Source organism: Micromonospora endolithica (assembly GCF_003626595.1).
Classification (GTDB): Bacteria; Actinomycetota; Actinomycetes; order Mycobacteriales; family Micromonosporaceae; genus Micromonospora; species Micromonospora endolithica.
This window is the reverse complement of sequence record NZ_RBAK01000001.1, coordinates 523790-541889: the sequence shown is the minus strand read 5'-3', so window position 1 is coordinate 541889 and position 18100 is coordinate 523790. Positions and strand designations below refer to the sequence as shown.

The 18100-nt window shown below is 73.0% G+C and carries 20 protein-coding genes; 12 read left to right on the top strand and 8 right to left on the bottom strand.

Annotated elements, in window-relative coordinates; all coding sequences use genetic code 11:
- Positions 1 to 6: 6 nt before the first annotated feature.
- Entirely contained in the window at positions 7 to 606 is a 600-nt protein-coding gene (locus tag D7223_RS02395; RefSeq protein ID WP_120724282.1) for a cadmium resistance transporter, read from the bottom strand.
- 209 nt (positions 607 to 815) lie between these two features.
- Here D7223_RS02395 and D7223_RS02390 point away from each other — a divergent pair, with 209 nt between their 5' ends.
- The 3 genes from D7223_RS02390 (at position 816) to D7223_RS02380 (ending at position 3947) form a co-directional block, all read left to right on the top strand.
- Positions 816 to 1043 (top strand): helix-turn-helix domain-containing protein, encoded by a 228-nt coding sequence (locus D7223_RS02390; RefSeq protein ID WP_007072022.1) that lies wholly within the window; start codon positions 816 to 818, stop codon positions 1041 to 1043.
- 46 nt (positions 1044 to 1089) lie between these two features.
- The gene (locus tag D7223_RS02385; RefSeq protein WP_120724280.1) at positions 1090 to 1857 is read left to right on the top strand and encodes an enoyl-CoA hydratase/isomerase family protein; all 768 of its coding nucleotides are present in this window, start codon (positions 1090 to 1092) and stop codon (positions 1855 to 1857) included.
- A 113-nt stretch (positions 1858 to 1970) separates the two neighbouring features.
- Positions 1971 to 3947 carry an ABC transporter ATP-binding protein gene (locus tag D7223_RS02380; protein WP_120725660.1) on the top strand — a complete coding sequence of 659 codons (1977 nt, stop codon included), beginning with the start codon at positions 1971 to 1973 and terminating at the stop codon, positions 3945 to 3947.
- A 21-nt stretch (positions 3948 to 3968) separates the two neighbouring features.
- On the opposite strand, the gene mug is transcribed toward D7223_RS02380, so the two are convergent.
- The 6 genes from mug to D7223_RS02350 all read right to left on the bottom strand — a co-directional run bounded on the left by mug (position 3969) and on the right by D7223_RS02350 (position 8295).
- Positions 3969 to 4580, bottom strand: a complete 612-nt coding sequence (gene mug / locus D7223_RS02375) for a G/U mismatch-specific DNA glycosylase (RefSeq protein WP_120724277.1) — start codon at positions 4578 to 4580, stop codon at positions 3969 to 3971.
- Positions 4580 to 5347 carry an SDR family oxidoreductase gene (locus tag D7223_RS02370; RefSeq protein ID WP_120724275.1) on the bottom strand — a complete coding sequence of 256 codons (768 nt, stop codon included), beginning with the start codon at positions 5345 to 5347 and terminating at the stop codon, positions 4580 to 4582. The genes mug and D7223_RS02370 overlap by 1 nt, the downstream gene beginning before the upstream one ends.
- A gap of 61 nt (positions 5348 to 5408) precedes the next feature.
- Positions 5409 to 5900 (bottom strand): SCO6045 C-terminal-like domain-containing protein, encoded by a 492-nt coding sequence (locus D7223_RS02365; RefSeq protein ID WP_120724273.1) that lies wholly within the window; start codon positions 5898 to 5900, stop codon positions 5409 to 5411.
- Entirely contained in the window at positions 5897 to 6715 is an 819-nt protein-coding gene (locus D7223_RS02360) for an MbnB/TglH/ChrH family RiPP precursor modification enzyme (protein ID WP_120725657.1), read from the bottom strand. Before D7223_RS02360 ends, D7223_RS02365 begins: the two co-directional genes overlap by 4 nt.
- Positions 6712 to 7617 carry a TIGR04222 domain-containing membrane protein gene (locus tag D7223_RS02355; RefSeq protein ID WP_120724271.1) on the bottom strand — a complete coding sequence of 302 codons (906 nt, stop codon included), beginning with the start codon at positions 7615 to 7617 and terminating at the stop codon, positions 6712 to 6714. The genes D7223_RS02360 and D7223_RS02355 overlap by 4 nt, the downstream gene beginning before the upstream one ends.
- Before the next feature lie 105 nt (positions 7618 to 7722).
- On the bottom strand, positions 7723 to 8295 hold the full coding sequence (locus tag D7223_RS02350) for a TetR/AcrR family transcriptional regulator (protein ID WP_120724269.1): 573 nt from the start codon (positions 8293 to 8295) through the stop codon (positions 7723 to 7725).
- Positions 8296 to 8386: 91 nt separating this feature from the next.
- Between D7223_RS02350 and D7223_RS02345 the strand changes: the two genes are divergently transcribed.
- The 3 genes from D7223_RS02345 to D7223_RS02335 all read left to right on the top strand — a co-directional run bounded on the left by D7223_RS02345 (position 8387) and on the right by D7223_RS02335 (position 11146).
- Entirely contained in the window at positions 8387 to 9250 is an 864-nt protein-coding gene (locus tag D7223_RS02345) for a carbon-nitrogen hydrolase family protein (RefSeq protein WP_238161504.1), read from the top strand.
- A gap of 82 nt (positions 9251 to 9332) precedes the next feature.
- Positions 9333 to 9977, top strand: a complete 645-nt coding sequence (locus tag D7223_RS02340) for an HAD family hydrolase (RefSeq protein ID WP_120724267.1) — start codon at positions 9333 to 9335, stop codon at positions 9975 to 9977.
- Between the two features lie 236 nt (positions 9978 to 10213).
- Positions 10214 to 11146 carry an RIO1 family regulatory kinase/ATPase domain-containing protein gene (locus D7223_RS02335; protein WP_120724265.1) on the top strand — a complete coding sequence of 311 codons (933 nt, stop codon included), beginning with the start codon at positions 10214 to 10216 and terminating at the stop codon, positions 11144 to 11146.
- A 42-nt stretch (positions 11147 to 11188) separates the two neighbouring features.
- Here D7223_RS02335 and D7223_RS02330 read toward each other — a convergent pair whose 3' ends face one another.
- Positions 11189 to 11437: a DUF2630 family protein gene (locus tag D7223_RS02330; RefSeq protein ID WP_120724262.1), complete on the bottom strand. Its 249-nt coding sequence runs from the start codon at positions 11435 to 11437 to the stop codon at positions 11189 to 11191.
- Positions 11438 to 11590: 153 nt separating this feature from the next.
- Between D7223_RS02330 and D7223_RS02325 the strand changes: the two genes are divergently transcribed.
- The 6 genes from D7223_RS02325 to D7223_RS02300 all read left to right on the top strand — a co-directional run bounded on the left by D7223_RS02325 (position 11591) and on the right by D7223_RS02300 (position 17815).
- Positions 11591 to 12550 (top strand): oxidoreductase, encoded by a 960-nt coding sequence (locus D7223_RS02325; RefSeq protein ID WP_120724260.1) that lies wholly within the window; start codon positions 11591 to 11593, stop codon positions 12548 to 12550.
- Between the two features lie 52 nt (positions 12551 to 12602).
- On the top strand, positions 12603 to 13952 hold the full coding sequence (locus D7223_RS02320; protein WP_120724258.1) for a cytochrome P450: 1350 nt from the start codon (positions 12603 to 12605) through the stop codon (positions 13950 to 13952).
- 161 nt (positions 13953 to 14113) lie between these two features.
- Positions 14114 to 16384, top strand: a complete 2271-nt coding sequence (locus tag D7223_RS02315) for a sensor histidine kinase (protein ID WP_120724256.1) — start codon at positions 14114 to 14116, stop codon at positions 16382 to 16384.
- Positions 16385 to 16410: 26 nt separating this feature from the next.
- Positions 16411 to 16824 (top strand): roadblock/LC7 domain-containing protein, encoded by a 414-nt coding sequence (locus D7223_RS02310; protein ID WP_120724254.1) that lies wholly within the window; start codon positions 16411 to 16413, stop codon positions 16822 to 16824.
- A 6-nt stretch (positions 16825 to 16830) separates the two neighbouring features.
- On the top strand, positions 16831 to 17214 hold the full coding sequence (locus D7223_RS02305) for a DUF742 domain-containing protein (RefSeq protein ID WP_120724252.1): 384 nt from the start codon (positions 16831 to 16833) through the stop codon (positions 17212 to 17214).
- Positions 17195 to 17815: a GTP-binding protein gene (locus D7223_RS02300; RefSeq protein WP_120724250.1), complete on the top strand. Its 621-nt coding sequence runs from the start codon at positions 17195 to 17197 to the stop codon at positions 17813 to 17815. Before D7223_RS02305 ends, D7223_RS02300 begins: the two co-directional genes overlap by 20 nt.
- Positions 17816 to 18100: the final 285 nt, after the last annotated feature.

Here is an 18100-nt window from a genome sequence, read left to right as displayed (position 1 = left end):
CGAGCGTCAGCCAAGCAGGTCGAGCAGGTGGCCGACCACGCCGGAGCCGACCAGGATCACCATGCCGATGGCGATGAAGATCGCCGGGACCAGCCGGTGACCGGCGCGCTGGACCAGCCGGGTCACCCGGGGGTGTCCGCCGAGCCAGGCCGCCGCCGCGCACCACAGCGCGATCAGCACCACGAACACGAGCAGGAAGACCGCGCTGTCCGCCGGGCCGAGGGCCCGGAACACCGGCACGTAGACGGCCACGTTGTCGGCGCCGTTGGCGATCGTCACACCGGCCACGCCGAGCGTGCCGGTGACCACGGCCGGAGTCTCGTCGCCGTCGGAGTCCCGCGACGCGCGGATGCCCAGCGCGATCGGCAGCAGGCCGAGCAGGCCGGTCCACGGGTCCGGGACCACCAGCAGCCCGGCCGCGACCACCGCGCTGGCCAGCACCAGCGCGCCGATGCCGAGGTACTGCCCGGCGACGATCTGCCCGGTGCGGGGCCGTCCGGTGGTGCGGGCGGCGACGAAGAACAGGGTCAGGATGACGATGTCGTCGACATCGGTGGCGGCGAACACCACGGCCGCGCCGGCCGCGGTGCCCAACAGGTCGATCATGACCCGAAGCGTACGGTCCGGCGGGAGCGTGCCCGGCGGGACGGCGTCGCCGGCGGGGTGGGCCGGTCGTCGGCATCACTGTATCGGGAAGCTGACATCGCATAGCGTGTCGGTTGGCGAAGAGTTGATATCTGGCGCATGATCGTCCGAGGCGGTCTAATAGGTGGGACCGTATCCGAACCGCACAGTCTGGGACGTGAGGACACAGTATGGCAGCCACCGGCACAGCCACCAGCACTGAGAAGGGTCGCCGGATCGTCGGAGCCGAGCGTCAGACGCTCGCCAAGGACCTGGTAAAGCGGTACACCGGCGGTGAGAGCATCCGCGCTCTCGCGGCCTCGACCGGACGATCCTACGGGTTCATCCACCGGGTGCTCACCGAGTCCGGGGTGCAGCTGCGGCAGCGCGGCGGCGCCCGGCGCCGCAAGAAGGCGTGACCCGCCCACCAGCGTCGTCCACCAGCGCCGCGCCCCGGGCCGCCCGGTGACCGCCGAGGCGACCGGGGTACGGCTGGAATGTGACGGGCCGGTCGCGACGGTCACGTTGTGCCGGCCCGACGTTCTCAACGCCCAGACCCCGGCGATGTGGCGCGCCATGGCCGACTTCTCCCGGGATCTCCCCGGCGACGTGCGCGTCGTGGTGGTGCGTGGCGAGGGGCGGGCGTTCTCCGCCGGCCTCGACCTCTCGGTGGCCGGTGCCTCCGGACCGGGCTCGTTCGCCGACTTGGCCACCCTGCCCGAGCAGGAGTGCGCCGACGCGATCGCAGAGTTCCAGGCCGGCTTCACCTGGCTGCACCGCCCGGACGTCATCTCGGTGGCCGCGGTGCAGGGGCACGCCATCGGCGCCGGCCTGCAACTGGCACTCGCCTGTGACCTGCGGGTCCTGGCCGAGGACGCCAAGCTCTCGATGGCCGAGGTCACCCTCGGGCTGGTTCCCGACCTGGCCGGCACCAAGCGCCTCGTCGACCTCGTCGGTTACTCCCGTGCCCTGGAGATCTGTGCCACCGGCCGGCGGATGGACGCCGTCGAGGCGGACCGGATCGGGCTGGCCACCCTCGTCGTACCGAACGCGGAGCTGGACGTCGCCGTCCGCGACCTGACCGCCGGCCTGCTCGCCGGCAACCGGAACGCGGTGGTGGAGATCAAGGCCCTGATCGCCGGCGCGGTCGGCCGGTCCGCGGCCGACCAGCAGCGGGCTGAGCGGGAGGCACAGACCCGGCGGCTGCGCGATCTCGCCGGGCGCGGCGAATAGCGGGGACCGTTCGGGAAGAGTCGGGCCGCGACGGAGGTTGTCACAGGCGTCGGGAGAATCGACCTGGCGGTGTGGTCGGCCCGACGATCCCGGAGGTGCGTGTGTCCCACCCGATGTCCGGCGGTGGCATGGCCGGGTGGAGCATGCTCCGGTCGATGCGCAACCGCGACGAGATCTCCTCCCACCGGCTCAAGCGCGGCGTCGCCCGGCGGATCGTGGCCTTCGCCCGGCCCTACCGGCGCGACATCGTGGTCTTCCTGGTGACGGTGGTGCTGGCCGCGATCATCGGCGTCGCCACCCCGGTGCTGGCCGGCCGGGTGATCAACGCGATCAACGACGGCGGCTCCGACGCCGGTGGCGCGGTGGTCCGGCTCGCCCTGGTCATCGCCGCGCTGGCGGTGGCCGACGCGATGCTGTCGCTGGCCCAGCGGTGGTATTCCGCCCGCATCGGCGAGGGCATCATCCTGGACCTGCGGACCCGGGTCTACGACCACGTGCAGCGGATGCCGTTGCAGTTCTTCACCCGCACCCAGACCGGCGCCCTGGTCAGCCGGCTCAATAACGACGTGATGGGCGCGCAGCGCGCCTTCACGTCCACCCTCTCCGGGGTGGTCAGCAACGTCATCCAGCTGGTGCTCACCGCCGCGGTGATGTTCACCCTCTCGTGGCAGATCACCGCCCTGTCGCTGGTGCTGCTGCCGATCTTCATCATCCCCGCCCGCCGGGTGGGCAAGCGGCTGGCCGAGATCACCCGGGAGTCGTACGACCTCGACGCGAAGATGAACGCGACGATGACCGAGCGCTTCGGTGTCGCCGGTGCCCTGCTGGTCAAGCTGTTCGGCCGTCCGGACGTCGAGGCCCGGCGGTTCGGCGACCGGGCCGAGCGGGTCCGCGACATCGGCATTCAGTCGGCGATGTACTCGCGCACCTTCTTCGTCGCCATGCTGCTGGTCGCCTCGCTGGCCCAGGCACTCACCTACGGGCTCGGCGGCTGGCTCGCGGTGACCGGCAACGTCAGCGCCGGCACGGTCGTCACCCTCGCGCTGCTGCTCACCCGCCTCTACGGCCCGTTGACCGCGCTGTCCAACGTCCGGGTGGACGTGATGAGCGCGCTGGTCTCCTTCGACCGGGTCTTCGAGGTGCTCGACCTCAGGCCCGGCATCGAGGAGAAGCCGGACGCGACCCCGGTGCCCCGGGCCAACGGCCGGGTGGAGTTCCGCGACGTCTACTTCCGTTACCCGAGCGCCGCCGAGATCTCCCTGGCCAGCCTCGAGGAGGTCGCCACGCTGGACCGCACCGTCAACGAACCGGTGTTGCGGGGGGTCTCCTTCGGCGTCGAACCGGGCCAGATGGTCGCCCTGGTCGGCCCCTCCGGCGCCGGCAAGTCGACGCTGTCCATGCTGATCTCGCGGATCTACGACGTGACCGACGGGCAGGTGCTGGTCGGCGGCGTCGACGTGCGCGACGCCACCCTGGACTCGCTGCGCGACGAGATCGGCGTGGTCACCCAGGACTCGCACCTGTTCCACGAGACCATCGCCGAGAACCTCCGGTACGCGAAGCCGGACGCCACCGACGACGAGATCTGGGCCGCGCTGGCCGGCGCGCAGGTCGCCGACCTGGTCCGCGCGCTGCCCGACGGACTGGACACCACCGTCGGTGAGCGCGGCTACCGCTTCTCCGGCGGCGAGAAGCAGCGCATCGCGATCGCCCGGCTGCTGCTCAAGGCCCCGTCGATCGTGATCCTCGACGAGGCGACCGCGCACCTCGACTCGGAGAGCGAGGCGGCGGTGCAGCGGGCCCTGTCGGTGGCGCTGACCGGGCGTACCGCGCTGGTCATCGCGCACCGGCTCTCCACGGTCCGGGACGCCGACCAGATCATCGTGCTCGACGAGGGCCGGATCGTCGAGCGAGGCCGGCACGACGAACTGGTCGCCGTGGGCGGGCTGTACGCCGAGTTGTACCGCACCCAGTTCGCGGTCGCCGACTCGCCGACCCCGTACGTCGACGCGACCGGCCCGGAACCGGTGACCCTGCCGATGCGTTCCTACGTCCCCGACGACGCTCTGCCCCCGGCCGCGTCGAACTGACCGGCCCGCCCGGCCCCGCGGTCACCCGGTGGCGGCCCGCAGCTCGGCGAAGGCGGCTCCGAGGGTCTCCGGGGTGAAGTGCGCGTTCAGCCCACTGGGGTTCGGCAGCACCCACAGCCGGGCGCCGGCCAGCGGTTCCGGCTGCGGACCGAACGTGGCCTTCGGCCGGGCGAACCCGATCCGGTAGGCGGTCACCCCGACCACGGCGACCCACCGGGGCCGGTACCGCCGCACCTTGCCGGTGAGCACCTCGGCCCCGTCGACCAGTTCGGCGGGGGTCAGCTCGTCGGCCCGGGCACTGGCCCGCGCCACCATGTTGGTGATCCCCAGCCCGTACCCGGGCAGGTCGTCCTGTTCGCTGGGGTGCAGCAGCCGGGGCGTGAACCCGCCCCGGTGCAGCGCCGGCCAGAACCGGTTGCCCGGACGGGCGAAGTGCCAGCCGGTGGCGGCCGACCACAGTCCCGGGTTGATGCCGACGAAGAGCACGTCCAGGCCCGGCGCGATCACGTCGGGCAGGGTGCGCTCCGCCGCCGCCGCGAGGTCCTCCCGGCTGGGCCGGGGGTATGTCTTCGCCGGTACGGCGCGCCTGGTCGATCCGTGTCCGGTCGAATCGTGCCGGCCGTCGGCGGGCATCACAGGCTCCGCAGTGCGCCGCCGTCGACCGGGATGGTGATCCCGGTCAGGTAGCCGGCGGCGGGGGAGAGGACGAACGCGGCCACCCGGCCGAACTCCGCCGGCTCGCCGATCCGGCGCAGCGGGATGCCCGCTGTGGCCTCGGCGCGCGCCCGGTCAGGATCGTCGGCGGCGGCGAACAACGCCTCGCTGCGGTCGGTCCCGATCCGCCCGGGCAGCAGCCCCACCACCCGGACATTCCGGGGGCCGTACTCGTCGGCGACGTCCTTGGCCATCCCGACCAGGCCGGGGCGCAGACCGTTGGAGATACCCAGACCCGATACCGGCGACCGGGCCGAGGTGGACAGGACCAGACCGATCGCGCCCCCCTGGCCGCCGGCCAGGACACCGGCGACCGTCCGGACCACCCGAACCGTGCCGAGGAAGATCGTCTCGAAGGACCGCCGCCAGCCCTCGTCGTCGACAAAGGCGGCACTGCCCGGCGGTGGCCCGCCGACCGACACCAGCGCCCCGTCCAGCCGGCCGAAGTGCTCGCGCGCCCCGGCGACCAGCCGCTCCGGCGTCTCCGGGTCGGCCAGGTCAGCGGTCAACCCCACGGCCCGCTCCGGTCCGCCGAGCTCCCGTACCGCGGCGGCCACCGCGTCGTCGTGCCGGGCGGAGAGCACCACCCTCGCCCCGTCGTCGACCAGGCAACGCGCGGCGGCGAAGCCGGGGCCCCGGGAGGCGCCGGTCAGCACGTACACCCGGTCGGTCAGTCCGAGATCCATGGTGCGATCCTGCCCCACCGCCCGCCCCCGTTCCGCGTCACCCGCCCACGGGGTGCGGGGTTCAGCGGGGGGCGGGGGTCAGGAGGCGTACCCGGCCGGCGAACTGAATCGCGACGGCGCCGCCGGCGCGTCCCCAACCCGGCAGCCGGCGGTGGCGCGGCGGCCGGTGCCCGTCATAGCGGTCGACGGCCTCGCGCACGGCCAACTCCTCGGCGCCCAGTGGTGGCAGCGTGCCCCGGTCGCGCAGCTCGCGGGCCAGGTCCCAGCCGTCGCGCAGCGATCCGGCGGTGGGCCGGCCGGCCGCCCACCGGACGAAGGTGGCCGGCCAGTCGGCGCCGAGGCCGGCGGCGAGCAGCGGCCAGTGCCGGGCCACCTCGCCGGCGCGTTTGCGCAGCAGGGCGGAACGGGCGGCGTCCAGCGCCGCCGGGTCGAAGCCGACCGGGGCCGGCCCGCCGGCGACCAGCGCCGCCACCAGCGCGGCCTGTCGGGCGGCCAGGTCACCGCTCGGGTGACTCGCCGGGTGACCGGCCGCGGCGGCCTCGTCGCCGTTCACGTGACCACCGGGTACCCGGACACGCCGGCGAGGGCGTCCAGCTCGGCGCGCAGCTCCGGCGCGGGCGGGTAGTGCCCGTCCCGCTCCAGCAGCAGCGCCGGCGGGCGGTGCCGGGCGCACAGCTCGCCCAGCAGGTCGAGCACCGGCGACGGCACCGGGTGGGTGTGCGTGTCGTGATAGAAGCCGCCGTGCTCGGCGCCGCCCGCCACGTGCAGGTACGCGATCCGGTCCAGCGGCAGCCGGTCGAGCAGCGCGAGTGGGTCGGTGCCCCGGTTGCGGGCGTTGGCGTACACGTTGGCCACGTCGAGCAGGAGCAGCGCGCCGGTCCGGTCGAGGATCTCGGTCAGGAATTCGGCCTCGTCCAGCTCGTCGTCCGGCCAGTCGAACAGCGCGGCGATCGGCTCCAGCGCGATCGGCACCGGCAGCTCGGCCTGCGCCCGGGCCACGTTCGCGCAGGTCGCGTCGACGGCCCCCCGGCTGCGCGGCAGCGGCAGCAGGTGGCCGGCCTCCCGGCCGCCGGCCCGGACGAAGGCGATGTGCTCACTGACCAGCGGCGCGTCCAGCCGTCGGGCCACCGACGCGAGGTGCGCGACCCGGGCCGGTTCGACCGGCTCGGCGCCGCCGAGGGAGAGCCGCACCCCGTGCGGTACGACGGCGACGTCCCGCTCCCGCAGGGCCACCAGGCCGTCCGGCAGCGGGCCGTCCGCCGGCACCGACTCGGCCACCACCTCCACGAACCGCAGCCCGGGCAGACCGGCGACGAAACCCGCGATCTCGGTACGCCAGCCGATGCCCACGCCGTGCGGAGGGGTCATCCGCCGCACCCGCCCCCACCGCAGCCGCCGCCCCCGCCACCGCCGTCGGAGCTGCCGCCCCCGCACGAGCTGCCGCCGCCGCACGAGGCGCCACCGCTGCTCGCCGTCGCCTGGCGCTGGATCTCGGCCTGCTCGGCGAAGCCCGGGTCGAGCGCCCACAGCGACGCGGCACCGAAGAGGGCCACCCCCATCGCGGCGCCGGCCGGGCCGTACGTGGCGTAGGCCGGGGCGGACGCGGGCGCGAGGTGGGCGTTGCGGCGGCGCAGGTCCCGCAGCGCGGCGTCGGCGGCCCGGGTACGCCACGGCACCCGGCCGAGCAGCAGCGCGGCGCCGGCCACGGCGACGAGCGCGATCACCAGGAAGCCGACCGGCCGGCCGTTGCTCAGCCCGGCGATCGTCCGGAACATGCCGAGCGCGAGCAGCCCGAACAGCACCCGGGATCCGCGCCGGGCGGACCTGCGCTGGTCCGGGGAGAGCGCCAGCCCCTGCCGCTGGAGCCCTTCCCGCAGCTCGGTCAGCGCGCGGCCGACCCACTCGTCGCGTCCCAGGTCGCGGGAGCGCAGGTTGCGCCGGGCGGCGTGGTAGACCGCCTGGTCCAGTGGGGTGACACCGGAGGGCAGCTGGCCGCCGACGGTCAGCAGCCGGTCGGGGCGTACGCCCACCGCACCACTGCCGCGCAGGCCGCCGAGGGCGGTCAGGACGGCGACCTGGTCGCCGCCGTTGAGGTAGGCCACCTGCTGCGGGCCGAGCTGGTCGGCGGCGAGGCCGCGCTGACCGGCGAGGATCCGGGAGCGGTGGACCAGGGTGCCGGCGACGGTCACCAGGGCCGCCAGCAGGTAGAGGCCGAGGAAGGCGGGACTGGAAATGCCCCAGGTGTCGCCCGTTGCGGCGAGTACGGTCATGACTGCTCCTGTCGGACGAGGAGAATCGCCGCCTCATTGTGGAACCGGGACGCCACACCGGAGTCGGCCCGAGGGTCGAGTTACCAACCCGAGACGTACCGCGGCTCAGCGGCGGCGGACCGCCTCCTCGACGAGGTCGAGCACCGGGCCCAGGTCGTCGGCGGGGCGGCCCATGGCCAGGTGCAGCACCAGGCCGTCGTAGGCGAGTTCGAGAAACTGGGCCAGCACCGCGATCGGTACGTCCTCGCGCAGCACTCCCGCGTCCCGTTGCCGGACCAACCGGTCCCGGGTCGCCTCGGCGATCGCGGCGGACCGTTCGGCCCATCGGCGGGCGAACGCCGGATCGGTCCGGAGCCGGCGGGACACCTCCAACTGGCTGCCGAGCCAGCCGGCGGTGTCCGGGGACGTGGCCCGGCCCAGCAGGTCGCGCATGACCTGGACCAGTCCGTTGCGGGCGACCGTCTCCACCATGACGGCGGCGTCGTCCTCGGCGACCGCCAGGAAGAGCGAGTCCTTGTCCCGGAAGTGGTGGAAGATCGCGCCCCGGGACAGCCCGGTGGCCTCTTCGAGCCGGCGTACGGTGGCGCCCTCGTAGCCGTGCCGGGCGAAACACGCCCGCGCGGCGGCCAGGATCTCCTGTCGGCGCGCGTCGAGCTGGTCCTGACTTACTCTGGGCACGGGTAGATCGTGTCAGGTCACCCCGCGTCAGGCAAACCGTACGTACGGCTTGGATAGCGTCCGGCGACGCCCGTCCGGTTAGGATCGGCCGGTGCGCCCACCCCCCGCCGTCGTTCCCGGCACCACCCTGACCGTCGCCGCGGTGCAGGCCGAGCCGGTGCCCGGCGCGGTGGCCGGCAACGCGCGCACCGCCGCCCGGCTGGTCCGCCGGGCCGCCGACCGGGGTGCCCGGGTGACCGTACTGCCGGAGCTGTTTCTGCCCGCGTACCATCCGCCGACCCTCGCCGCCGACCCCGCCGGCACCGACGTGGCGGCCGACCCCGACGGGCGGGTCGACGACCCCCGCCTCGCGCCGCTGTGCGCGGCGGCCCGGGACGGCGGTACGGCGGTGGTGGTCGGCGCGGCGGTCCGCCACCCGGACGGTCGCCGGACCATCTCGTCCCTGCTGGTCGACCGGACCGGTACGGTCCGGGTCGGCTACGACAAGCAGCAGCTCTGGGGCGGGGAACGGGAGCTGTTCCAGCCCGGCGACCGGGGTGCCACCCTGCTCGTCGAGGACTGGCGGCTCGGCCTCGGCATCTGCTATGACGGCTGCTTCCCCGAGCACGGCCGGGCCGCCGCCGACGACGGGGCGCACGGCTACCTCTGCCCGAGCGGCTACCTCGCCGGCTCCGCGCACCGCCGCGACCTCTACTACGCCGCCCGCGCCCTGGACAACACCATGTACGTGGTGTTCGCCAACGCGGTGGGCGGCACCGACCCGTGGCGGTTCAACGGTGGCGCGGCGGTGTACGACCCGGAGGGCCGGCCGCTGGCCCGCGCCGCCGACGACGGCGAGGAGGTGTTGGTCGTCGCGCTCGACCCGGCGGCGCTCGCCGCGACCCGGGAGGCGCACTCCATGCTCGTCGACCGTCTCCCCGACCAGGGACGCACCCGGACGGCGTCGGCGGCCTGAACCGGATCGACGGCCCGGACGGCCGGTGAACTCCGCCCCCGCGCCCTGTCGGGCGGACACCCTGTTCCCGTAAGGTGCCCGAGTGCCGCTGCTCCTGTTCGACCTGGACAACACCCTGCTCGACCGGGCCGGGCCGTTCCGCGCCTGGGGTGAGCGGTTCCTGGCCGGCATCGGCGCACCGCCCACCGACATCGAGTGGCTGCTGTCCATCGACGCGGACGGGCTGACCAACAGGTGGGACGTCGCGGACGCCATCCGGGACCGCTACGCGCTGCGGATCCCGTCCATCGACCTGGTCGACGAGCTGCACGACGGCGTGGCGGCCAACACCCGGCTCGACCCGCTGGTCGCCTGCGCGCTGCGGATCGCCGACGACGCCGGCTGGGTGCCGGTGGTGGTCACCAACGGCGCGGTACGCCAGCAGGACGCCAAGATCCGGCAGACCGGGCTGGACCGGTACGTCGCGGACTGGGTGATCTCCGAGGAGGTCGGAGTCAGCAAACCCAACCCGCGGATCTTCGCGCTGGCCGCCCAGCGGGTACGGATGCCGCTGCGCGGCGCCTGGGTGATCGGCGACGGCCCGGAGGCGGACATCGGTGGCGCGGCCGCGGTCGGCCTGCCCAGCGTGTGGCTGCACCGGGGCCGGCCGTGGACCGACACCCGCTTCGCGCCCACCCGCACCGTCGACGGCCTGATCGCCGCCGTCGCCACGGTGCTCGGCGCCTGAGCGACCGCCCCGGCGGTGCCGCCACGGTGCCCGGTGCCTGAGCGACGGCTGACCGGTCGCGTCCGCCCGTCCCGCCGGTAATTCGGTTGTGTGGTGGGCCGGTGGACCGCGAGCATGGTCGACGCAAGGTGCACCCGGGCGACGAGCCCGGTCGAGGAGAGGGGGTCGGTCATGACCGTCTTCGCAGGTCGCTTCCACCTGCCTCCATCAGCCTCGAATAAGGGATCAACCCCACCGTGCGCGATCACGATCTTCCGGCGCCCGAGCGCCGCACCCGCGGCAAGCGCCGCTTCGACGACGACGAACCACAGTTCCTGAAGCGCGGGCCGGCACGGCCCGCCCTCGTCGACCCGGACGACGAGCCCGACCCGGACACCGGCGAGCACTGGTCCTCCTGGGACGGCGCCCAGCACGGCCCGCGGCCGTTCCCGGACTGGCTGGTCACCGAACTGGCCGCCAAGGACGCCGAACTCGGCGTGCTCAAGACCGGCAAGGAGGCCGACGTCCACCTGGTCCGGCGCGCGGTACCCGGCACCGACCGCTCCTGCCTGCTGGCCGTCAAGCGGTACCGCGACCCGCACCACCGGCAGTTCCACCGGGACGCCGGCTACCTGGAGGGGCGCCGGGTCCGCCGCTCCCGGGAGACCCGGGCGATGGCCGGGCGTACCGCCTTCGGCCGGGGCATGATCGCCGGGCAGTGGGCGGCGGCGGAGTTCGCCGCGCTGGCCCGGCTCTGGGAGATCGGCTCCCGGTACGGCACCGTCACCGTCCCGTACCCCGTGCAGCTGCGGGGCACCGAGCTGATGCTGGAGTTCCTCGGCGACGCCGAGCAGGGCACCGCCGCGCCCCGGCTGGCCCAGCTCCGACCGGACCCGGAGGAGCTGCGGGGCCTCTGGGACCAGCTTCTCGACGCGCTGGTCGTACTCGCCCGTGCCGGCCACGCCCACGGCGACCTGTCGCCGTACAACCTGCTGGTGCACGCGGGACGGCTGGTGCTCATCGACCTGCCGCAGGTGGTCGACCTGGTGGCGAACCCGCAGGGCCCGGAGTTCCTGGCGCGGGACGTACGGGTGGTCTCGTCCTGGTTCGCGGCCCGGGGGCTGCCGGCCGCCGTGGCCGACCCGGCCGCGCTGACCGCGCTGCTGCTGCGGGAGGCGGGGATCCGCTGACGTCGGTCTCCCGGGCGGCCCCGCGGCCGCCCGGGAGAGCCGTCACTGGAGGTAGCGCTCGACGGCGGGCTTGGGGCGTTCGCCCTGCGCGTCGGGATCCCCGTGCGCCTGCCGGGCGGCCCGCCGGCGGCGGAGCAGATCCCAGCACTGGTCCAGGGATTCCTCCAGCTCGCGCAGCCGGTCCCGGGCCTCGCCCTCGGTGCCCGTCTCGTGGGCCTGCGCTTCGCCGCGCAGCCGGTGCTCCTCGTCGACCAACTCGGAGATCCGGTTCAGGATGGTCTTGTCGTCCATGCCCCTGAGCCTGACACAGCACGCCCCGGTACGCCTGGATTCGTGCTCACCTCGCGTCGCGAGTGGACCGCCACCCGCCGGAGTCGCCGTGGCGGTGATCCGCCAGCCTCCGGCGGGGCCACCCAGAACGGTCCGAGACCCTAGGGTGGTGGCGTGCGAAGCGATCTCACTACGCTGAGTTGGGGTATCGACGAGGTGCCGGACCTCAGCGGTAAGACGATTCTGATCACCGGCGCGAACACCGGCATCGGCCGGGCCACCGCCACCGTGCTCGCCCGGCGCGGCGCCTCGGTCGTCCTGGCCTGCCGCGACCAGGCGAAGGCCGAAGCCGCCGCCGCCGCCATCGACGCGACGGCCCCGGCCGGATCGGTCAGCGTGCTGACCGTGGACCTGGCGTCCCTCGCGTCGGTCAGCTCCGCCGCCGACGCGCTCCTGCGCCGCCACGACCGCCTCGACGTCCTGATCAACAATGCCGGTGTGATGACCCTGGTCGGTCCGCCGCGACAGACCGCCGACGACTTCGAGCAGCACATCGGCATCAACCATCTCGGACACTTCGCACTGACCGGCCGCCTGCTGCCGCTGCTGCTCGCCGCGCCGGCCGCCCGGGTGGTCTGGGTCAGCAGCCTCTCCCAGCGCAAGGGTGCGATCGACTTCGACGACCTGCACTGGCGGGCCCGCCGCTACCGGGCCTTCCAGGCCTACAGCGACAGCAAGCTGGCCAACATGCTCACCATGTACCAGATGCAGCACCAGTTGGACGCGGCGAACGCCAGCGTCATGTCCGTCGCCGCGCATCCCGGGGGAGCGCGTACCGACATCACCCGTGACGGTCCGCTGTGGATGCGCCTGCTCGCGCGCCCGGAGACACAGTGGTGCACCAACTGGCTCACCCACGACATCGCCTCGGCGGCCCTGCCCACGGTGCGGGCCGCCGTCGACCCGGACGTCCGTGGCGGCGACGTGTACGGCCCGGCCGGCTGGCAGGGGCTGACCGGGCCGCCGATCCGCGTCGACCTGGGGTCGCGGGCCCGGGACGAGACGTTGCAACGAACACTCTGGAACCGATCGCAGGAGCTGACCGACGTGACCTACCGGCTGGTCCGGACATAGTCGGTTCCGCCCGCACCCCCGCACTGGCCGCGCTACCCCTCCGGAGAGCCCCATGACGGTTGGCACCGAAGCCACCATCCGCCGCCACCGCCTCTACACCCGCCTCGGCGCGCTCGGCAGGGACCCTCTCGGCGAGCTCGACCGCATCCGGGACACCTACGGCGACGAGATGATCCAACTGCACCTGGGCATGTTCAAGCCCTATCTCGTCACCAACCCCGACCAGGTGCAGCACGTGTGGCGCAACTCCCGGGAGACGTACCTGCGCGACGGGATGATGTGGGCGGCCATGCAACGGTTGCAGGGCACCGACGGGATCGGCGCCGAGGGCCCGGGGTGGGAACGCAGCCGGCACCTCATCGAGCCGCTGTTCACCGCGAAGGCGGTCGGCGCGCTGGTACCCGGCATGGTGGAGGCCGTCAACGAGGCGGTCGACGACCTGGCCGCGCGCACCGCGGGCGGGGAGTCTGTCGAGCTGGCGGGGGAGATGATGCGGATCACCCACCGCGTCCTCGGGCGGGTGTTCCTCGGCGAGCAGATTCCCGGCCACGAGGCCGACACCGTGGGTCGTGAGATCGCCGCCGCCTTCGGATCCATGCAGGCGCGCCTGGCCATGCCGTTCGTCCCGCACCGCGTTCCGCTACCCGGGGACCGCCGTTTCGGTCGCGCCGTCCGTACCGTGGACGCGATCCTCCTGCCGCACATCGCGCGGGCCCGGCAGCGGAAGCCGCAGCCCGGCGTCGTGTCGATGCTCGCACACGCCACCGGCCCGGACGGTCGGCCGTTGGAGGTGCGGCAGGTCCGCAACGACGTGGTCGGCCTGTTCACCGGCGGGACGGAGACCACCGCTCTCGCCCTCACCTGGATGTTCATCCAGCTCGACGCGCACCCCGACATCGCCGCCCGGATCGTCGCCGAGGTCGAGGCCGTCGTCGGCGACGGACCGGTGACCGCCGAGCAGGTGAAGGGCCTGCGCTACACGCGGATGGTGCTGGAGGAGTCCCTGCGGCTCTTCCCGCCCGCATGGATGATCCCGCGAACCCTGCGGTCCCCGGACACCCTCGGCGGCGTACGTCTGCCGGCCGGCGCGACCGTGGTGCTCAGTCCCTACCTGACTCACCGGCTGCCGGAGCTGTGGCCTGACCCGGCCCGTTTCGACCCGGAGCGCTTCGCCCCGGGCGCCCAGCGTGGGCGCCACCCCTACGCGTACTTCCCCTTCGCGGGTGGGGTGCATCGTTGCCTGGGTCAGGCCTTCTTCTTCATCGAGGCGGCGCTGGCGGCGGCCGCCATCCTGAGCCGCTTCGCCGTTCGGGTGGCTACCGCTCGTCCGATCCGGCCGGCGGTGTCGGTGTCGCTGCGGCCGAAGGGTGACGTGGCGGTCGACCTTGTTCCACGTCGGTAGGGAATCCGAGAGGTGCAGGTAGGACAGTCGTCGATCCGGGCGACCTTGAGGGACGCAACGGGCGCTGCTACCGTTTCTGCGCGCTCACGAGCAGCGACTCTCAGCAGCGGGAGCCGGCCCGCGCGAGCGATCCCGAATTTCTTCTCCACGGGGACGGTGTGATGGGCTCCCGCACGATCACTCTGCGCAGGCAAGTCGCTTTCCTGGTCACGGCACTGGTGTTGCTGTGGGCCTTCGCCGCGTGGATGACCCTGCGAGACGGGGCGAACATGCTCGGGGTCAACGAGCTCAACGCCAAGGTCTACGAGCCGAGTGAACCGCTGATCGCCGCCCTGCAACAGGAGCGGCGGGCCAGTGTGGTCTACCTCGGCAGCGCCGTGCGGGACCGGAGGGCTCTGGAGGAGACGCGCGAGGCCACCGACAGTGCGGTGGCCTCTTTCGTCGAGCAGTCCCAGCGGTGGCAGGCACGTCTCGCCGGCAGCGACGAGAGCGACAAGCTCATCCAGGACACGGTGGCGCGGCTGGAGCAACTGGGCGACACCCGGAAGCCGGTCGACGACACGGTCGTGGACCGCGCCACCGCGATCGCGGGCTACACCGAGGTGATCGACAGCATCTTCCAGGTCTGGCGATCCCTCGGCCAGCTCGACGACGAACACATCGCCAACACCACCGCCAACCTGATCGACCTCAAGCGGGCCTGGGAGGTGATGTCCCAGCAGGACGCCCTGGTGACCGGAGCGCTGACCGCGGGCCGGATCAGCCCCGCGGAGCACGCCGAGTTCACCAAGCTGGTGGGCACCTACCGCTTCCTCATCCAGGACACCGGTCCGAGGCTGTCCGGCGACGACCAGGTCGCGCTCCGACAGCTCACCACGGGAGACGTCTTCGAGCGCCTGCGAAGGTACGAGGACCAGGTCGTCGAGGCGGGCCCGACCGGGGCCCCCCGCCTGACCATCGCGGACTGGCAGGAAACCTCGCAGGCCGCCCGTGACGCGGTCAACGATCTGATTCTCGCCCGGGGTGACGCCCTGGTCGCCGCCGCGGTCCCGGTGGTCGTGGGAATCGTGCTCCGCCTGTTGTTCGCCACCGGTCTCGGCGCGCTGATGGTCTGGGCGTCGCTGTTGGCGTCGCGGCACCTCGTGCGGCGGATGGACCGCCTCCGTCGGGACGCGGGTGAACTGGCCACCGACAAGCTTCCCACCGTCATCGAGCGGCTCAGCCGGGGTGAGCACGTCGACGTGCGCGCCGAAGCGCCGGATCTCGACTACGGCCGTGACGAGTTCGGCCAGGTCGGCCTCGCGTTCAACGACGTCCAGCACACCGCGATCCGGGCCGCCGTCGAGCAGGCTGAGCTGCGTCGTGACGTCAACTCCATGTTCCTCAACATCTCCCGCCGGACCCAGGGCCTGGTGCACCGGCAGCTGACCGTGCTCACCGAGATGCAGCGTCAGGAGGACGACGCCGCGACGCTGGAGCGGCTGTTCGACATCGACCACCTCGCCACCCGGATGCGCCGTAACGCCGAGAACCTGATCGTGCTCACCGGGGCAACCTCGCCGCGGACCTGGAAGCGCGACATCCCGATCCTCGACGTGGTACGCGGAGCCGTCGCCGAGGTCGAGGACTACACCCGCGTCTCCGTCCTGCCCATGGCCGACGCCGGCCTGGCCGGACGCGCGGTCGCCGACGCCACCCACCTGCTCGCCGAACTCATCGAGAACGGGCTGTCGTTCTCCCCGCCGACCACGCCCGTCCACGTCACCGGCCAGGCCGTCGCCAACGGGTACGCCGTCGAGGTCGAGGACCGCGGACTCGGCATGGACCCGGAGGGCCTCGCCGCGGCCAACGCGCGCCTCGCCTCCCCGGACGGATTCCGCCTGTCCGACAACCCGCAGCTCGGCCTGTTCGTGGTGGCCCGCCTCGCCGCGCGCCTCGGCGCGCGCGTGCATCTCAAGGAGTCGGCGTACGGTGGCACCACGGCGGTGGTGCTCTTCCCCAGCGACCTCGTCACCGACTCTCCCACCACCAACACGAACGCCGGGTTGCGCGGTCCGCAGGCGGACACCCAGGCCCTCGCCATCGTCGGAGCACGACAGCCCGCGGCGGACTCCGGCCAGGCCCCGGCTCAACCCTCCACCGCGGTCGTCGCGACCCAGCAGACCCCGGCAACCGTCGTGTCGGAGCCGACACCGACCGCGCCCGACGGGGTCGCTGACGGTGTGACGGACACCGGGCTGCCGCAGCGGGTCCGCCGGGCGCCGCAGGCCGTCGAGGCCACGGCACTCCCGGCCACCCCCACTCCCGAGCGGGACCCGGAGGCCGTTCGCCAGAAGATCAGCGCCTTTCAGGACGGCACCCGCCGAGGCCGGGCCGCCGGCGCAGACAACGACCAGGACGGCGACGGCACCTCCACCCCCGTCGGCAGTTGACCCCACCCCTCGAAAGAGACGCGCACATGACCAACGCCGTGAACACCGACCTGGCCTGGCTGCTCAACGATCTGGTCACCCGGGTCCGAGAAGTCGACAAGGCGATCGTGTTGTCCAACGACGGGCTGCTCCTGGCCTTCTCCAGCACCATGAGCCGAGACGACGCCGAGCACCTCGCCGCACTCGCCTCCGGCGTGCAGAGCCTCGCCCGAGGGGCCAGCAGCCGATTCGGTGGCGGGCCCGTCCAGCAGACCATCATCGAGATGCAGTCGACGTATCTCTTCGTCACCGCCGCCGGCTCCGGCGCCTCACTGGGCGTTCTGGCCACCGAGAACGCCGATCTCGGCCTCATCGCCTACGAGATGGCGAAACTCGTCAAGCAGGCCGGGCGGCACCTCACCGCACCCGCGCGCACCAACGGCGCCGGCGCAGGGAAGTAAGCCGGCATGACCACAGGGCACGGTGCCGTCCCGGCGCCGATCGACGATGATCCGGGACCCGTCGTGCGCCCGTACGCTGTCACCGGCGGACGCACCCATCCGGTCAGCGGCCGGTTCGACCTCATCTCCCTGATCCAGACCACTCAGCTGCCTCCCGACCAGCGGCACGGGCTCAGCCCCGAGCACCTGGGCATCCTCGAACTCTGCCGCAACCTCATGTCGGTCGCGGAAGTGTCCGCGCACCTCGACCTCCCTCTCGGAGCCGTTCGGGTGCTGCTGGGGGATCTCCTCGTCCGCAGACTCGTCGAGGTCTGGGACCCCGCGCCCCCAGTGATCACCCACGACGACCGCACCCTGGAGGAGGTCCTCAATGGGCTCCGAGCGCTCTGACCAAGCCGGCCGGCGCGTGCCCACGGCTGTCAAGATCCTCATCGCCGGCGGCTTCGGCGTCGGCAAGACGACGCTCGTGGGATCGGTGAGTGAAACCCGGGCCCTGACCACCGAGGAGGACCTCTCCGAGCGTGGCATCGGTGTCGACGACACGTCCGGGGTGGGCGACAAGACCACCACCACCGTCGTCATGGACTTCGGGCGCATCACGATCAGCGACGACCTCGCGCTGTACCTGTTCGGCACCCCCGGTCAGAACCGCTTCGCCTTCCTCTGGGACGAACTCGCCCTCGGCGCGCTCGGCGCCGTGGTCCTCGCCGACACCCGCCGGCTGGCCGACTGCTTCCCCTCCCTGGACTACTTCGAGACCCGCGGCACCCCGTTCGTCGTCGCCGTCAACTGCTTCGACGGTGCTCGCCGTTACACGACCGAGCAGGTGCGGCGGGCACTCGATCTCGATCCCGGCACGCCCGTGCTGCTGTGCGACGTCCGCGACCGCGAGTCCAGCAAGCGAGTCCTCATCACCCTCATCGAACACGTGCGGACGTCCTCCGTGGCCGCGGTTGCCGATGCGGCTCTACCCGCGACCGCAGGCCGTTGACCGTAGTCAGCCGGCGTGGCGGCCCGTTGTCGACCGCCCCGGGTGACAACGGTCCGGCCCACGGGGTCGGTGGATACGGCCGGTGGCGGATTGCCACCCGGGGGCAATCATCAGTATCTTGATCCGAACCCGTAGTGATCATTCAGTCACCCCCTCGTGATCGATGCGCTCCTGCGCGAAACTTCCTGGAGGACCCGTCATGCTGAGCCTGAACGGCCCGGCCACCCCCGATGTCCTTTGTGGAGCGTTGCTCCATCCGACCCGATCGCGAGCCCTCCGCGGCGA

What these genes read in the sequence shown, in the direction of transcription:
- D7223_RS02305 (WP_120724252.1), top strand. Translation starts at nt 16,831, where the DNA reads ATGACCACAGGGCACGGTGCCGTCCCGGCGCCGATCGACGATGATCCG.
- D7223_RS02310 (WP_120724254.1), top strand. Translation starts at nt 16,411, where the DNA reads ATGACCAACGCCGTGAACACCGACCTGGCCTGGCTGCTCAACGATCTG.
- D7223_RS02320 (WP_120724258.1), top strand. Translation starts at nt 12,603, where the DNA reads ATGACGGTTGGCACCGAAGCCACCATCCGCCGCCACCGCCTCTACACC.
- D7223_RS02370 (WP_120724275.1), bottom strand. Translation starts at nt 5,347, where the DNA reads ATGGATCTCGGACTGACCGACCGGGTGTACGTGCTGACCGGCGCCTCC.
- D7223_RS02355 (WP_120724271.1), bottom strand. Translation starts at nt 7,617, where the DNA reads ATGACCGTACTCGCCGCAACGGGCGACACCTGGGGCATTTCCAGTCCC.
- D7223_RS02360 (WP_120725657.1), bottom strand. Translation starts at nt 6,715, where the DNA reads ATGACCCCTCCGCACGGCGTGGGCATCGGCTGGCGTACCGAGATCGCG.
- D7223_RS02390 (WP_007072022.1), top strand. Translation starts at nt 816, where the DNA reads ATGGCAGCCACCGGCACAGCCACCAGCACTGAGAAGGGTCGCCGGATC.
- D7223_RS02380 (WP_120725660.1), top strand. Translation starts at nt 1,971, where the DNA reads ATGTCCGGCGGTGGCATGGCCGGGTGGAGCATGCTCCGGTCGATGCGC.
- D7223_RS02395 (WP_120724282.1), bottom strand. Translation starts at nt 606, where the DNA reads ATGATCGACCTGTTGGGCACCGCGGCCGGCGCGGCCGTGGTGTTCGCC.
- mug (WP_120724277.1), bottom strand. Translation starts at nt 4,580, where the DNA reads ATGCCCGCCGACGGCCGGCACGATTCGACCGGACACGGATCGACCAGG.
- D7223_RS02330 (WP_120724262.1), bottom strand. Translation starts at nt 11,437, where the DNA reads ATGGACGACAAGACCATCCTGAACCGGATCTCCGAGTTGGTCGACGAG.
- D7223_RS02315 (WP_120724256.1), top strand. Translation starts at nt 14,114, where the DNA reads ATGGGCTCCCGCACGATCACTCTGCGCAGGCAAGTCGCTTTCCTGGTC.
- D7223_RS02300 (WP_120724250.1), top strand. Translation starts at nt 17,195, where the DNA reads ATGGGCTCCGAGCGCTCTGACCAAGCCGGCCGGCGCGTGCCCACGGCT.